Source organism: Flavobacterium azizsancarii, assembly GCF_027980145.1.
In the GTDB taxonomy this organism is placed as follows: Bacteria; Bacteroidota; Bacteroidia; order Flavobacteriales; family Flavobacteriaceae; genus Flavobacterium; species Flavobacterium azizsancarii.
In genome coordinates this window covers 122,486-139,561 of record NZ_JAMZNK010000011.1, presented here as the reverse complement: position 1 = coordinate 139,561, position 17,076 = coordinate 122,486, and the positions used below count along the sequence as shown (strand labels likewise).

Sequence of the window (17,076 nt, the reverse complement as noted above, 5' to 3'; positions counted from 1 at the left end):
CCTTTGGAACGATTAAATCATATAATGAAGAATAGGGACTAAACTGAATTTGTTGCTGTTGAATTAACATCTAAAAAGCCTTATGATTACACCCAAAAGATACAAAAAAAAAGAGTAGAAAACTTTTAGCTTCTACTCCTTTAATTAACAATTATTCCTGAAAAGGACTTTTTCAGTGCCCTCATTCAAAACAAGATGGCTTTTTATATTTAATCTGAAATTATTACATTGTAGCTTTCAATGCTTTTGCTTCAGCAGTCATTTCTAATGCTTTGTACACACCTAATAATGTTTTAGATACATCTTCGTTTTTAGGATCTAATTCATTTGCTTTTTTAAGGTAAGGAATAACTCCTTTAAAAACATTTTCTCTTTGTGCTTTCAACACATCGTAACGTTTCATATCTTTTGCAGAAGTACCCAATTTATTCATCTCATCAATAATTGGTTTTTCAGCCTCTAATTTTAAAGCTGCCAGGTTAAGATAAGCATTTGCATAATTTGGATTGATTTCGATCGCTTTCAAATAGTATTTTTCAGCATCTGCATTGTTTTTAGCATTTCCACTAATAACACCTAAATTAAAAACCAAATCAGCATTCTTTGGATCTTTTTCTAAAGCTTCACCTACTAATTTTTTGTATGTATCATAATCTTTAGATTCTAAATACAAGTTAGCTTCTGTAAGAATCAAAGAACTATCTTCAGGATTTGCTTTTCTAGCATCAGCAATTGCTTTTTTAGCATCTTCACTACGTCCTTTTTGAACTAAAATCAAAGCTAAATTTTTATAAATTTCCCCTCTTTTAGAAGGAATAGCTTCAGTTTTAGGTTTTTCGTGAGTTCCTAATTTTACAGCTAAATCTCTATCTTTTGCACTATTAAAATTATCCTCATTACCTGAAATTTTATTTACAGCTAAATAGCTAGTACCTTTTCCAGAATAGTTTAATTTTTTTAATTCTTCGTACATTGGTAAAGCAAGATCAAAATCCTGAGCATTTACTGCTGTTGAAGCTGCATAATATAAATTGATTGTATCTTTTTTATCTAATAAATAAGCATCATACAATTTTTTTGCACCGTCAGCATGTTTACTTACCTGAGAATCTGCAATAGCTGCATTAATCAACTTTCCTTTAATATCAGTAATTGAAGCTGCAGCCTGAGTAGAATATTTTAATTTTCCAGAAGCTTTTTCAACATCAATTAACTTTTTATAGCTTTCAGCAGCAAGAGAAAGGTTTTTACTTTCTTCTACTTTTTTATCTGCCAAAGCTAAATAAGCATTACCCTGTACAAAGTAGTACTGAGCCTGTTCAACATCTTTGGCATTTACAACCAAATTTTCAGCATCTTTAAGAATTGCAACTGCTCCTTGAGCATCTCCTCCTTTTAACGCTTTTTCAGCACTCTTGATTTGATCTTTTTGAGCAAAAGTAGCTACTGAAATCAATAATGCTGACGCAAGTATTACATATTTACTTTTCATAGTATTCAATTTGTATATTTAATTATAGTGGTTAAATTTTATTCTTCAGATTCTTCTTCTTCTGAATCATCTTCGTCTTCTAATTCTTCTTCTGAATCGTCATCCTCATCGTCATCTTCTACAGGACTATCATCTTCAAGAACTTCTAAATCAGGTTTTACTCTTTCGATAACTGACTCGATAACATTACCGTCCTCATCAACAATAACTTCAGCAACATCATCTTTCATAACTTTCGTTACAGCAGCGATAGAATCTTTACCTTTTAAGTTAATCAATCGAACTCCCTGAGTTGCACGACCCATTACACGTAAATCTTCAATTGCCATTCTGATTGTTAATCCAGATCTGTTGATAATCATTAAATCATCAGCATCACTAACAGCGTTTATCGAAATTAATTTTCCTGTTTTTTCTGTGATATTAAGTGTCTTAACACCTTTTCCTCCACGGTTTGTAATTCTGTAAACATCTTCACCATCGTCGTCAACTAATTTAGTACGTTTACCGTATCCGTTTTCAGTTACAACTAAAATTTGCGAGTCGTTTACATTGTCCTTATCAACCGTAACCATACCAATTACTTCATCAGTATCATCTTTTAAGGTAATTCCGCGAACTCCGGAAGCTGTTCTTCCCATCGGACGTGTTTTAGTTTCCTCAAAACGAACTAATTTACCAGATTTAACAGCAAGGATAATTTGACTTTCTCCGTTTGTTAATTTAGCTTCAAGTAATTCATCACCTTCTTTAATTGTAATTGCAGCAACACCATTTACTCTTGGTTTAGAATATTTCTCTAAAGATGTTTTCTTAACCTGACCTTTTTTAGTTACCATTACAAGATTATGACTATTGATATAATCTTTGTCTTTTAAGTCTTGTGTACAAATGAAAGCTTTTACTTTATCATCACTTTCAATGTTTACTAAGTTTTGAATTGCTCTTCCTTTTGCCGTTTTACTTCCTTCCGGAATTTCGTAAACACGCATCCAGAAACATTTACCTTTTTGCGTAAAGAACATCATATACTGGTGATTGGTTGCAACGAACATATGCTCAAGGAAATCCTGATCTCTTGTTCCTGCACTTTTTTGTCCAACTCCTCCTCTATTTTGAGTTTTGTATTCTGTTAAGTTGGTACGTTTGATATAACCTGCATGAGAAATTGTAATCACTACATTTTCATCAGCAATTAAATCTTCAATACTTACATCTCCACCTGAATATTCAATTTGAGAACGACGGTCATCTCCGTATTTCTCACGAATTTCTTCAAGTTCTTCCTTAATTAAGTTCGTTCTTAAAACCACATCTGCTAATAAAGCTTTCAAATGCTCGATTAACTTCATCAATTCTTCGTATTCAGCTCTTAATTTATCTTGTTCCAGACCTGTTAACTGACGTAAACGCATCTCAACAATTGCACGAGCCTGAATATCTGACAATTTAAATCTTTCGATTAATTTTTCACGAGCTTCTTCGGTATTTTTAGAACCTCTGATTAATGCAATTACTTCGTCAATATTATCAGATGCAATAATTAAACCTTCTAATATATGCGCTCTTTCTTCTGCTTTACGCAATTCAAAACGAGTTCTGCGAACTACTACATCATGACGGTGCTCAATAAAATAATGAATCATATCTTTTAGATTCAACATTTGTGGGCGACCTTTTACAAGCGCAATATTGTTTACACTAAAAGAAGACTGTAAAGACGTATATTTATATAAAGTATTCAAAACTACGTTTGGCGTAGCATCACGTTTCAGGATATAAACGATACGCATACCATTTCTATCTGACTCGTCACGAATATTCGCAATACCTTCAATTTTTTTATCATTAACTAAATCAGCCGTACGTTTGATCATCTCGGCTTTGTTTACCTGATATGGAATCTCGGTAACAATAATAGATTCTCTTCCGTCAACTTCTTCAAAACCAACTTTAGCACGCATTACAATACGCCCTCTACCGGTTTTAAATGCTTCACGAACACCTTCATAACCATATATTATACCTCCAGTTGGAAAATCCGGAGCTTTAATATGCGTCATTAATTCGTCAATTTCGATATCGTTATTATCAAGGTACGCAAGTGTTCCGTTGATAACCTCAGTTAAATTGTGTGGAGGCATATTTGTTGCCATACCTACCGCGATTCCAGTTGCTCCATTGATTAACAAAGTAGGAACTCTGGTTGGCATTACTTTTGGCTCATATAAAGTATCATCAAAGTTCAATTGAAAATCAACTGTTTCTTTTTCGATATCTGCCATGATGTCTTCTGAAATCTTACGCATTCTGGCCTCAGTATAACGCATTGCTGCAGGACTATCGCCATCTACAGAACCAAAGTTACCCTGACCATCCACTAATAAATAACGCATACTCCATTCCTGGGCCATACGAACCATCGCATCATAAACAGAAGTATCTCCGTGTGGGTGATACTTACCCAGAACCTCTCCTACGATTCTAGCAGATTTTTTGTGGGCAGATTTTGAAGTTACACCTAAATCATACATTCCGTAAAGAACTCTTCGATGCACTGGTTTCAAGCCATCTCTAACATCCGGAAGTGCTCTCGATACAATTACTGACATCGAATAATCGATATAAGCAGATTTCATTTCATCTTCAATGTTAATAGGAATTAACTTTTCTCCTTCAGACATAAGTTGTTATGTTTAAATAATTATATTAGTTTCAAAGCGTGCCAAGATACGTTTTTTTGGAATTTTTTCAGCTATTTACTTACACTTATTTCAATGATTTATTAACAACTTTTTTTTAGCTTTTGGTTAATAAATTAAGCGTATTTTAACGCTTTTATTGTTATTTTTTTTGTCTCTTAGCTGTCAGGAGTTCCTGAAGGGTATGGTTTTTGTTTTTCAAACACTAATTCACTAAATTTACAATACCAATTATATATTATGGATGATAATTTTTCACCAAGAGTAAAAGATGTTATTACCTACAGTAAAGAGGAAGCCTTACGTTTGGGCCACGACTTTATTGGTACTGAACATCTAATGCTAGGCATTTTAAGGGATGGAAACGGAAAAGCTATTCATATACTTAATAACCTTGCAGTCGATTTAGATCATTTACGCAGGAAAGTAGAAATACTGAGTCCAGCCAATCAAAGCGTTGAAGTAAATGCCGAAAAGAAGAATCTTCATCTTACGCGCCAGGCGGAAAGAGCCCTGAAGACCACATTTCTGGAAGCTAAAGTATTTCAGAGCTCGTCGATTAGCACGGCGCACTTGCTTTTGTGTATCTTACGAAACGAAAACGATCCCACAACCAAACTATTGAATAAACTAAAAATAGATTATGACATAGCTAAAGAACAATATTTAAATATGACTCCAAACGAAGAAGAATTCTTAGAAAACTTGCCAAGAAACGAATCGTATAATGACGATTCAGGACAAGATGACAGTCTAAAAGAAAGTAGTTTTAATAATCCCGCCAATAAGTCAAACAAAAAATCAAAGACTCCGGTTTTAGATAATTTTGGGAGAGATTTAACAGAAATGGCAGAAGAAGGAAAACTGGATCCGGTTGTAGGACGCGAGAAAGAAATTGAACGTGTTTCTCAAATTCTAAGCCGTAGAAAAAAGAACAACCCGCTACTTATTGGAGAGCCTGGAGTTGGTAAATCTGCTATTGCAGAAGGACTTGCTTTACGTATTATCCAAAAGAAAGTATCTCGTATCCTTTTCAACAAACGTGTGGTTACCCTTGATCTTGCCAGTTTAGTAGCAGGAACAAAATACCGCGGTCAGTTTGAAGAAAGAATGAAAGCCGTGATGAACGAGCTGGAGAAAAATGACGATATCATTCTTTTTATTGATGAAATTCACACTATCGTAGGCGCTGGTGGAGCAACAGGTTCTCTTGATGCTTCAAACATGTTTAAACCTGCTTTAGCAAGAGGTGAAATCCAATGTATTGGCGCTACAACTCTTGATGAATACAGACAATATATTGAGAAAGATGGTGCTCTTGAAAGACGTTTTCAGAAAGTAATCGTTGAACCAACATCTGTTGAAGAAACTATTGCAATCTTAAACAACATTAAAGATAAATATGAAGATCACCACAATGTAACTTATACTCAGGAAGCAATTGAAGCTTGTGTTAAATTAACGAACAGATATATGTCTGAGCGTTTCTTACCAGACAAGGCTATTGATGCTCTTGACGAAGCCGGATCTCGCGTACACATTACTAATATTGATGTTCCTAAACAAATTCTTGATTTGGAACGTCAGTTAGAAGAAGTTCGTGAAATGAAAAACATGGTAGTCAAAAAACAAAAATACGAAGAGGCTGCCAAACTTCGCGATGATGAAAAACGCATTGAAAAAGATCTTGCTGTTGCACAAGAACAATGGGAAGAAGATTCTAAGAACAACAGAATTGAAGTTACAGAAGACAATGTAGCCGATGTTGTTTCTATGATGACCGGAATTCCTGTAAACAGAATTGCACAAACAGAAAGCAATAAGTTAGCCAAATTACCTGAATTAATTCAAAACAAAGTAATTGGTCAAAATGAAGCAGTTTTAAAAATTGCCCGTTCTATTCAGCGTAACAGAGCCGGACTTAAAGATCCTAACAAACCAATTGGTTCGTTTATTTTCTTAGGTCAGACTGGAGTTGGTAAAACACAATTAGCGAAAGTTTTAGCAAAAGAGTTATTCGATTCTGAAGATGCATTAGTTCGTATTGACATGAGTGAATACATGGAGAAATTTGCGATCTCTCGTTTAGTTGGAGCGCCTCCGGGATACGTAGGATACGAAGAAGGTGGTCAATTGACTGAAAAAGTTCGTAGAAAACCATATTGTGTTGTGTTATTAGACGAGATCGAAAAAGCGCATCCGGATGTATTCAATATGATGCTTCAGGTTCTTGATGACGGATATTTAACAGATAGTTTAGGTCGCAAAATCGACTTTAAAAACACTATCATTATAATGACATCGAATGTTGGTGCGCGTCAGTTAAAAGATTTTGGACAAGGTGTAGGATTTGGAACTGCTGCGAAAGTAGCTCAGGCTGATGAAAACTCAAAAAGCATTATAGAAAATGCATTGAAAAAAACTTTTGCTCCTGAATTCTTAAACAGAATTGATGATGTAATCGTATTCAACGCATTAGAGAAACATGATATTGATTTGATTATCGAAATTGAACTTGCAAAACTATATTCACGCGTTTCTGAACTAGGATACAAATTGAATCTTACAGATAAAGCAAAAGCTTTTATTGCTGAGAAAGGTTTTGACAGACAATTTGGAGCACGTCCTCTAAAAAGAGCAATTCAGAAATATGTTGAAGATTTGTTAGCAGAAGAAATCATCACTTCAAAAATACATTCAGGCGATGAGATCTTAATGGATTTAAAAGATGATTCCCAAGAGCTTTCTGTAGAAATACACAAAGCCGAAGAGCCAACTAATCAATAGATTATTTCAAACTCATAACAAATTTAATTTACCCGTTACGTTTTCATAACATAACGGGTATTTTTTTTAGATAAATTACTACCTTTAGTAAAAGCAAATAGCTATTTTTGGCTATTATATTCTATAAATAAATAATAACGTATGCTTCAAAATAAAGTCATTTTAGGTAGCGAAGAATGGTGCGCATTTCCAGAACTAGGAATCCCGACAATCAAAGCTCGCGTCGATTCTGGTGCTAAAACTTCGGCAATGCACGCGATAAACATAGCTCCTTTTATAAAAAATGATGCCAATTGGGTAAAATTTGACATTAATCCAATTCAGAATAACATTAAAACCGTCATACATTGCGAAGCTCCGTTGGTTGACAAAAGAATCGTAAAAAGTTCAAGTGGCTTCAGAGAACATCGTTACGTGATTCAAACCAGCATTAAGCTTGGTGATGTAAAATGGCCAATCGAAATGACTTTGACCAATCGTGACTCGATGGGTTTTCGAATGCTTTTAGGCCGTGAAGCCATGAGCGGACGTGTATTGGTTGATCCTGAAGAAAAATACATGTTAGGACAACCTACTCCTGAAACATTAAAAGAACTATATCAAAATTCAGAAAAAGCGACTTCTGGTCTACGAATCGGACTTTTGGCGAGTAATCCTGAATTATACAGCAATAAAAGAATCATGGAAGCGGGTGAAATGCGCGGTCATGAAATGCATTTTTTGAATATCAAGGAATGTTACATGAAGCTGGACGCAAAAACACCTGAAATTCATTATCGCGGTGGAAAGATATTAAACCAATTTGATGCTATTATTCCAAGAATCCGACCAAGCATTACTTTCTACGGTTGCGCTCTTACACGTCAATTTGAAGCATTGAAGGTTTTTGTTTTAAATTCGGCTTCAGCCATAACACAATCCCGGGATAAATTATATTCATTGCAGTTGCTTTTGAATAGCGGAATTGATATTCCAACAACTGGTTTTGCTAATTCTCCTTTGGATACAGACAATTTAATCAAAATGGTAGGAGGTTCACCTTTAATTGTAAAATTATTGGAAGGAACACAAGGAAAAGGGGTTGTTTTGGCCGAAACCAAAAAAGCGGCAGAAAGTGTTATCAATGCCTTTAAGAGTTTGAATGCAAACATCCTTGTTCAGGAATTCATCAAAGAAGCAAACGGAAAAGATATTCGTTGTTTTGTAATCGACGGAAAAGTTGTTGCAGCAATTCAGCGTGAAGCAATGCCGGGAGAATTTAGAGCAAACATTCATCTTGGAGGAACAGCCTCTGTAATAAAAGTAACTGCCGAAGAGAAAAAGATTGCCATAAAAGCTGCAAAAGCTATGGACTTAAAAGTCGCCGGGGTCGATATTATTCGTTCTTCAAAAGGACCGTTATTACTGGAAGTCAACTCTTCTCCTGGTCTTGAAGGAATCGAAGGTGCTACCAATAAAGATATTGCAGGCGAAATGATCAAAGCGATTGAAAAGAATTTTAAACTAATATAAGTTCATTTAGCTTTTAGCAACAAAATAATCGCAATATTGTCATCCCGAGGAACGAGGGATCACACTCGAAACTCGACAACGATTATCGATTTACTTTGCGGAGCTTCTAGTGTGATCCCTCGTTCCTCGGGATGACAAAAATGTGCAGACTAGCTTTGTCAAAGTTTAAAACTTTGACAAAGCTTTTTTTAAATTTAAACTCAAAAAAAATGGCGCTATACCCCTATTTAGATATTATTGCAAGAAGTATAGCTGTATATTTTTTCATGACAATTGCACTTAGACTCTTTGGAAAAAAGGAACTTTCGCAATTAAACACTGCAGATATTATTCTTATTTTACTGATCAGTAACTCGGTTCAAAATGCAATGGTTGGCCCAGACACAAGTCTTTCCGGAGGTTTAATTGCTGCTTTAGCTTTATTTATAATCAATTTTATTATAAAAAAACTGACTCATAAATACAAAGGCCTTAATAATTTATTACTAGATAAGCCAGAAATTCTGATTCACAATGGCGTGTTAGATTTTAAAACCCTAAGCAAATTAGACATCTCTCACGATGAACTAAAAGAAGCGGCACGTGAGCACGGTTTAGAACATTTGACAGATATAAAGCTCGCTATGCTTGAAATTGACGGCACCATAAGTATCATATCTCAGGACAAAAAGAACCTCAAACAAACACATTACAAAAGAAAACACAATCGCAAGAATTTGCAAAAGTGATCTTTTTTAAAATTTAAATATTTAAAAATCAACACTTTAAACATATAAAATAAAAAAACTTAGCCATATACTTTGTTATACTATGTATTTTGTTATACATTTGAAATATGAACGAAACATTTGTAACAAACTGGAAATCGCAGGTAAAGAAAGGCACCTTAACTTTTATCATCCTGAACGTACTTAAAAATCATGAGTACTATGGTTATGAACTTATCGAACAAATAAGAAAACATACCGAGATAGAAATCGCCGAAGGAACTCTTTATCCTTTGATGAACCGATTGAAAACAGAAGAATTAGTAACATCAAAATGGGTCGAACAAGAAACTGGTATTCCCCGAAAATATTATTCCTTGACCGAAGCCGGAATCGAAACTTTAAGTCAGATGAATATCTATTGGGAAAATCTTGAAAAATCAATCAAAAAAATCATTCAATGAGAATAGAAGATATCAAATTCGAACAAAAAGCTTCACAGAGAATTTATAACGATTACATGAAGCGTATTAAAAAAGCAACGGCTTCATTATCAAAAATCAATCAGGATGATATTTATATGGAATTCAACAGCCATATTTTTGAATCTATTCAGCATAGAAATAATGCAAATGAAATAGATTCACTATTGGATATAATTGAGAAATTAGGGATTCCGGAAGAAGTTTTAAAACCACTTGTCGCAGATAAAAAACTCGAACAGGCAACAAAAACTTTTAACCCTGTTCATGTTTTTAAAGCATTGATATTAAACTTTACAAATGGCGTTTCGTATATATTTTTCTTTATTTTATACCTTTTCCTATTTGGCTTTGTCTTCCTGATTTTTGCGAAAATATTCTATCCGTCACTTGTGGGATTACATATTAAACCCGATTCTTACTCTGTTTTTATACTCGGAATAGTAAATCCCGAAAGTCAGTTAAAAACCCAAACCATAGAAGTTCTTGGCAACTGGTTCATTCCTGTCATGTTGCTTTCAATCGTATTATTTTATTTCCTTATTACCCTGTTATTAAAATTCAAAAAATCAATCAACCAAAAAACCTTAGTATGAAAAAAATTATTATTACCAGTTTATTTACACTTATCACGACAATTGGTTTCAGTCAAAATTTCAATCCTCAAAGATTAGATAGTTTATTTCTTCTTTTAGAAAAGAACAATAAATATATGGGAAGCATCTCAATTTCTGAAAACGGAAAAACAATTTATACCAAATCAATTGGTTACGATGATATTGCCAGTTCTAAGAAATCAAGTATAAACACAAAATACAGAATAGGTTCAATTTCTAAAATGTTTACAGCTTCGATGATTTTCAAAGCTGTAGAAGAGAAAAAAATCAACTTGAATCAAACTATTGATAAATATTTCCCAACAGTAAAAAATGCAAAAACCATTACAATTAGCAATTTACTAAACCACAGAAGCGGCATACATGATTTCACCAATGATGAGGATTATTTAAAATGGAGTACTGAATTTCAATCCAGAGATAAAATGATCGCAAGAATAGCCGGAGGAGATAGTACTTTTGAGCCTAATACAAAAGGTCAATACAGTAATTCTAACTACGTTTTATTATCTTTTATACTTGAAGATGTTTACAAAAAGAAATTTGGAGAAATTTTAAATCTAAAAATTGTCAGTCCTCTAAAATTAAAAAACACTTATTTAGGCGGAAAAACAAGCATAGAAAATAACGAATGCTTTTCATATACATTTGATGGAAAATGGAATAAAGAAAATGAAACCGATATGTCGATTCCGCTTGGAGCCGGCGGAATTGTTTCTAACCCAACAGATTTAAACTTATTTATCGAAAATCTTTTTGCAGGTAAAATTGTTTCTATTGAACATCTAAATGAGATGAAAACACTAAAAGACAAATACGGAATGGGAATTTTTGAGTTTCCTTACTTTGAACTAAAAAGTTATGGTCATACCGGAGGAATTGATGGTTTCAGATCTGTTTTAAGCTATTTCCCAAATGAAAAATTAGCATTAGCCATTACTTCAAACGGAATTAATTATGACAACAATAGTATCTTACTTTGCGCATTGAGTTCTTATTTTCACAAACCTTATACAATGCCGGATTTTACCACCATTGCCATTACGACTGAAACACTGGATCCATATTTAGGCAATTACGGGAGCCCACAAATCCCGTTAAAAATAGCCATTTCAAAAAAAGATAAAACATTGATCGCCCAGGCAACGGGACAACCCTCTTTTCCATTAGAAGCAGCTGCCGCCAACATTTTTAAATTTGATCAGGCAGGTATCGCACTAGAATTCAACCCTGATAAAAAAGAAATGATCTTAAAACAAGGCGGAAAAGAATATACATTTACTAAAGAATAAATCAAGAAATACAAGTCAGACAAAAAGCTAGTTCCTAAATTGAAACTAGCTTTTTTCATTTCTTGAACTGATATATTTTTCTATTAATCTAATCAAATTTTCATTCCTTTTACAGTCTTATTATTCAAACCAAAAGATTTAAGTCTATGATTTAGATTTACTAAAATATAATCCTGCTCTTTCGGAAATTTTTCGGCTATAAATTTATAATGTTCTAAAAGTTTTTGATCTTCTACTCCATCCAAAGCCTGTAATACCGTATGAATAACTCTATTCGAATTATCCCTTAACCCGAGAATAAATGTATCAATATGATTGCTTTTATTCTCTAATTGACCAAGCGAATAATAAGCACTAACTCTTATGCCTTCATTATTATTTAAAGTAAAAGGAACAATAATATCTCCGTAATCAAAATTCATTTCTTTTAATAAATAAGTACAAAAACTAAAAATTTCATCGTCATTAATATTTTCAGTATTTGATTTGATCGTATCTAACCAATCTGAACTTTTATCCTTAGCATACCAAAATACAAACTGAAAAACATCTAACAAACTCTCTTTTGTAAAATCAACCAAGTGAGGTTTTGCACGTTCGTAATCAAACTTAGTAAGTATTTGAAGTAATAATTTTTGAATTTTCCCAACAGCTACTTTATATTGTTGTTCCAGAATATCTAAAATTCCTAAATCAAGTTGTTGCTTTTTTAAGATTCCATTTAAACATTCTATTTTAGTGTCATTTTCATTCGAAGAAAAATATACTTCTAAAATATGATTCGACGTTCCTCCTAATGTATATCGAAACAAATCAGGTTCGATTAACATTACATTTTCAGGGATTATTCCATCAAGCCATCTTTCGTACCAATCTAAAAAATCAGATTCAAAAGCAAAATACGGCTTTTGTCTGCCAATGTCAACATTTACAATGCTTCCCTTATATCTCCCGTTCAAAACAAGAGCATAATAATAATTACACCCCTGAGTACCGATGGGTAATAATCCTGAAAATATTTTTCCTAATTCAAGATCAAAACCCTCATCAGAAATATCATCATTATCATCAATATTTTTATTCAGATCAGACCAAAATTCATCTGACATTTTTGGATGAATATTACAATCTTTTTTTAAATACAGCTCAGCATTCTCATCTATAAATTCATTTGTATTTTTTCCCAGAGGATAAATTCCGTAAGCTGGTCCAGCCGAAGAATTTTCGAATGTAACTCCACCATTACTAATGTGTAATAAAAATGCCTTATAACATTCGGGAAGTATCAAATTGTATTCCTTTTCAAATTCTGAAATCTGATCCTTACTTACTGGTTCTCCTAAAATATACTGGTGACTTCCTGCACCAAATACCTTTAAATCTTTATCAGCATTTTTTGCAATGATCAACTTCTTTTTAATTCTTTCTATTTGATGTAATTTATCCATCTTAAGGCTCAATCTCTTTATTAATTTCAATGTAAATATATATACATTATCATTTTAAAACAAGGAATACCATCCAACAAAAAAGCCAGTTTCTTTATTGAAACTGGCTTTTTTTATATTTAAAAATGCGATTTTAAATCTCACATTTATCTTTTTTTTCTAAGAAATAAATATACTTAAAATATAGTATACTAAACCTGCTAATAAAGCTGAAATAGGGATCGTTAATATCCAGGCCCAAATTAAGCTTACAGTAACTCCCCAACGAACAGCAGATACACGTTTTGTTAATCCAACCCCAATAATAGAACCTGTAATAGTATGTGTTGTACTTACCGGAATTTTTAAATGCTCAGTAAAATAAAGCGTCAATGCTCCAGCAGTTTCAGCAGCTACACCTTCAAACGAAGTTACTTTTGTAATTTTAGAACCCATTGTTTTCACAATTTTCCAACCACCACTCAAAGTTCCTGCAGCAATCGCAGAATAACACGCTAAAGGAATCCATCCCGGCATTACTCCTTTTATTCCTGAATCATCGTTTGGCAATACAACATCTAACCAGGTTTCCATATGAACACCAGGGTTTGTATTGATATAAACCGCTACAGCAGCAGCAATAATACCCATTACTTTTTGAGAATCATTTCCTCCATGTCCTAAACTGAAAGCAGCAGAAGACAATAATTGCATTTTCTTTAAAGCAGCATCTGCCTGATGTAGATTTAAACTACTAAATATCAAACAAAATGCGCTAACTGTCAAGATAATAAAGGCAACTAAAAACCATTTAATATTGTGTGGATCAAAAGCTACACTCCAAAAATGAGACTCGAATCTAGGCTTATCAATCGCTGAATAAGGAACCATAAGACTACTCACCAACCAAACGGTAGCAATCATTAAAGCTACAGTAAATATTTTTGGTCCAATAATTTTACGGGAAGCATTTAACAACCAGATCGAAATTAAATAAGATGCCAAAGCTCCTAATAATGGCGCCAAAACAATAAAAGCAATAATGATAAGAACTCCCGAAGGCATTCCCCCATCTTTTCCTGCATTATACCAACTTACTATTTGATACCAATAATGTGTAGTTCCATCTGCACCAACATAACTTGAAAAACCATGTACAGCGATCGCATGAGCAACTGCCGCTCCGGCAAAACCACCAATTAATGTATGTGATGAACTTGAAGGAATCCCTAACCACCAGGTCAATAAATTCCAGCAAATTGCTGCAATAACACCGGCCAGAATTACTACAAGGTTAATCTCCATAGTGTGCGCTGTTTTTGCAACAGTATCCGCAACACCAAATCCGAAAACCCAATAAGCCAAAAAGTTAAAAAATGCTGCCCAAAGAACCGCCTGAAAAGGCGTCAAAACCTTTGTAGCAACAACTGTTGCAATAGCATTAGCAGCATCATGAAAACCATTGATGTAATCAAAAATTAAAGCTAATACTATAATAATTATAAGTAGCGTCATAAATTATAACTTCAGAATGAAATAAATTGAATTTAAGAATGTTTTACAGAAATAGATTCCAGTATATTCGCAACACTCTTACATTTATCTGTTGCTGATTCTAAAACAGATAACACTTCTTTATATTTGATAATATTTTTAGCGTCTGTTTCGTTTTCAAAAATTTCAAAAACTGCTTTATTATAAACGTTATCTGACTTGTTTTCCAGTTTATTAATTCTGGCACAAGCATCTTTTATGACTTTAAAATTCTTTAAATTTCTCAATTCTTTTACCGCACTATCAATGTTTTGACAAGCTTCAAGATTGATTTCGGTCATTTTTCTGATTGATTTTGTAATCTTATCAACCTGATACAACCTCATTCTGCTTGCTGCTCCGTGCAAATAATCTGCAACGTTGTCAATAGAAGTAATAAGTGTGTGAATATCCTCTCTATCAAACGGAGTAATAAAATTTCTACTCAATTCAAGATTGGTCTGACGTGTAATGTCTTCTCCTTTTTGCTCTAATTCGTCAATTTTCTGAAAAAGAACTTCTCTTTCTTTCAATGGAAGATTTACAGCTTCGTGTAAATTAGAAGCTAATTCAATTAAATTGCTTGAAGCCTCTTCAAAAAGTGGAAAGAATTTCTTGTCTTTCGGCACTAAAAATTGGAAAATACTGTTTATTGACATTTTTATATTTTTGATAGTGCAAAATTACTTCATTAATAGTTTGCAATGTTAAGCCATTGTTAACAAATCGTTTTCAATTTGGAAACTGTCAAGGAATTCAACGGTATTTTCGATGTCATAATGTAAGATTCTATCCTCTTTAACAAGCGGAACTACTTCTCTGTAACTACTCAAAAACATCTCGATAAAATCACTCGATTTTAACGGTTCTCTATACGCAATTGCCTGCGAAGCATTCATCAACTCTATTGCCAGAATACGTTCTAAATTATCTAAAACCCTTAAAGCTTTTGTTGCTCCGTTTGCGCCCATACTCACGTGATCTTCCTGCCCGTTACTCGATACAATACTATCTACGCTTGATGGCGTTGCCAATTGTTTGTTCTGGCTTGCAATACTTGCCGCTGTATATTGGGGAATCATAAATCCTGAATTCAATCCCGGGTTATCTACCAAAAATGCCGGAAGATTGCGCAATCCTGAAATCAACTGATACGTTCTTCTTTCAGAAACACTACCTAATTCAGCCAAAGCAATTGCCATAAAATCTAAGGCCAGAGCCAAAGGCTGTCCGTGAAAATTTCCTCCGGATATAATCTGATCTGCTTCTATAAATATATTTGGGTTATCGGTAACAGAATTAATCTCGGTTTTGAAAACTTTTCGAACATAATCGATTGCATCTTTTGAAGCGCCATGAACCTGTGGCATACAACGGAAAGAATACGGATCCTGAACGTGTTTTTTCTCCTGAGCAATAATCTCGCTTCCTTCCAGAAACTCATTAATACGTTGTGCTGTAATAATTTGCCCTTTATGAGGACGTATATAATGAATCAATTCGTTAAAAGGTTCGCTTCTTCCATCAAAACCTTCAAGAGAAATTGTTCCAATTAAATCAGCCAGATACGAATATTTGTAGGCTTTTATCAAAATATGAGCTCCGTAAGCACTCATAAATTGAGTTCCGTTCAATAATGCCAAACCTTCTTTTGATTTTAAAACGATTGGTTCCCAGCCAAAGTGTTTTAAAACTTCTTTTGAATGCACTTTTTTTCCTTCAAACAAAACCTCGCCCTCACCTAATAATGGTAAAGACAAATGTGCCAATGGGGCTAAATCTCCGGATGCTCCTAAAGAACCCTGAGTATAAATAATAGGTAAAACGTCATTGTTATAAAAATCAACCAAACGATCTACCGTTTGCAGTTGAATTCCCGAATGTCCGTAACTTAAAGATTGAATCTTAAGCAAGAGCATCAACTTAACAATCTCAGAAGGAACTTCCTCTCCTGTTCCGCATGCATGCGACTTTACAAGGTTTTCCTGAAGTTTTGATAAATTTTCATTCGAAATTTTCACATTACAAAGTGATCCAAAACCTGTATTGATTCCGTAAATAGGTTCAGAATGTGAAGCCATTTTTTTATCTAAATAATCACGGCATTTCTGAATATTTACTTTAGCCTCCTCTGATAATTCAAGTGTTTTTTGATTCACTATGATTTCTTGCAGTGCTTCTAAACTTAAGGTTTCAGTACTTATATAATGGATTTCTCTCATGTTGTTTGTATTTTAAGACATCAAAATTCAGCAAATCAATATTAAAAAGCAACATTTGTTCATAATAATTAAATTTTGCACCATTTCACTTCTTCACTTTTATCTATTTGATAATCTATATCACACAAAAAATCAGTTCTTAATTTATCAAAAAAATGAACGATTATTTCAAGATATTACTTCAAAAAAGCATTCCCTACTTAATATATAGAATAAAAAGATTGATTTTTCAATTGATATTCAAAAAATAGAGTCTTGTTTAATTTTAAAGCATTAATAAAAAAAGCACTAAATATATGAATA

At 33.5% G+C, this 17,076-nt stretch carries 12 protein-coding genes; 6 read left to right on the top strand and 6 right to left on the bottom strand.

What is annotated here, in order from left to right; translation table 11 throughout:
* Window positions 1–223: 223 nt before the first annotated feature.
* Window positions 224–1,492, bottom strand: a complete 1,269-nt coding sequence (locus NJT12_RS09520) for a tetratricopeptide repeat protein (protein ID WP_271335662.1) — start codon at window positions 1,490–1,492, stop codon at window positions 224–226.
* Window positions 1,493–1,530: 38 nt separating this feature from the next.
* The gene (gene gyrA / locus NJT12_RS09515) at window positions 1,531–4,176 is read right to left on the bottom strand and encodes a DNA gyrase subunit A (RefSeq protein WP_271335661.1); all 2,646 of its coding nucleotides are present in this window, start codon (window positions 4,174–4,176) and stop codon (window positions 1,531–1,533) included.
* 258 nt (window positions 4,177–4,434) lie between these two features.
* Here gyrA and NJT12_RS09510 point away from each other — a divergent pair, with 258 nt between their 5' ends.
* The 6 genes from NJT12_RS09510 to NJT12_RS09485 all read left to right on the top strand — a co-directional run bounded on the left by NJT12_RS09510 (window position 4,435) and on the right by NJT12_RS09485 (window position 11,591).
* Window positions 4,435–6,981, top strand: coding sequence for an ATP-dependent Clp protease ATP-binding subunit (locus tag NJT12_RS09510; protein ID WP_271335660.1), 2,547 nt, complete (start codon window positions 4,435–4,437; stop codon window positions 6,979–6,981).
* 141 nt (window positions 6,982–7,122) lie between these two features.
* Window positions 7,123–8,493 (top strand): 30S ribosomal protein S6--L-glutamate ligase, encoded by a 1,371-nt coding sequence (rimK, locus tag NJT12_RS09505; protein ID WP_271335659.1) that lies wholly within the window; start codon window positions 7,123–7,125, stop codon window positions 8,491–8,493.
* Window positions 8,494–8,702: 209 nt separating this feature from the next.
* On the top strand, window positions 8,703–9,221 hold the full coding sequence (locus NJT12_RS09500) for a DUF421 domain-containing protein (RefSeq protein WP_271335658.1): 519 nt from the start codon (window positions 8,703–8,705) through the stop codon (window positions 9,219–9,221).
* 107 nt (window positions 9,222–9,328) lie between these two features.
* Window positions 9,329–9,664, top strand: coding sequence for a PadR family transcriptional regulator (locus NJT12_RS09495; protein WP_271335657.1), 336 nt, complete (start codon window positions 9,329–9,331; stop codon window positions 9,662–9,664).
* The gene (locus tag NJT12_RS09490) at window positions 9,661–10,278 is read left to right on the top strand and encodes a hypothetical protein (protein WP_271335656.1); all 618 of its coding nucleotides are present in this window, start codon (window positions 9,661–9,663) and stop codon (window positions 10,276–10,278) included. Before NJT12_RS09495 ends, NJT12_RS09490 begins: the two co-directional genes overlap by 4 nt.
* The gene (locus NJT12_RS09485) at window positions 10,275–11,591 is read left to right on the top strand and encodes a serine hydrolase domain-containing protein (RefSeq protein WP_271335655.1); all 1,317 of its coding nucleotides are present in this window, start codon (window positions 10,275–10,277) and stop codon (window positions 11,589–11,591) included. Before NJT12_RS09490 ends, NJT12_RS09485 begins: the two co-directional genes overlap by 4 nt.
* Before the next feature lie 92 nt (window positions 11,592–11,683).
* On the opposite strand, the gene NJT12_RS09480 is transcribed toward NJT12_RS09485, so the two are convergent.
* The 4 genes from NJT12_RS09480 to hutH form a co-directional block, all read right to left on the bottom strand.
* The gene (locus NJT12_RS09480; RefSeq protein ID WP_271335654.1) at window positions 11,684–13,039 is read right to left on the bottom strand and encodes an SMI1/KNR4 family protein; all 1,356 of its coding nucleotides are present in this window, start codon (window positions 13,037–13,039) and stop codon (window positions 11,684–11,686) included.
* Between the two features lie 159 nt (window positions 13,040–13,198).
* Entirely contained in the window at window positions 13,199–14,533 is a 1,335-nt protein-coding gene (locus NJT12_RS09475; RefSeq protein ID WP_271335653.1) for an inorganic phosphate transporter, read from the bottom strand.
* Window positions 14,534–14,565: 32 nt separating this feature from the next.
* Window positions 14,566–15,210 carry a DUF47 domain-containing protein gene (locus NJT12_RS09470; protein ID WP_007810732.1) on the bottom strand — a complete coding sequence of 215 codons (645 nt, stop codon included), beginning with the start codon at window positions 15,208–15,210 and terminating at the stop codon, window positions 14,566–14,568.
* A 48-nt stretch (window positions 15,211–15,258) separates the two neighbouring features.
* Window positions 15,259–16,773: a histidine ammonia-lyase gene (hutH, locus tag NJT12_RS09465; RefSeq protein ID WP_271335652.1), complete on the bottom strand. Its 1,515-nt coding sequence runs from the start codon at window positions 16,771–16,773 to the stop codon at window positions 15,259–15,261.
* Between the last annotated feature and the right edge of the window lie 303 nt (window positions 16,774–17,076).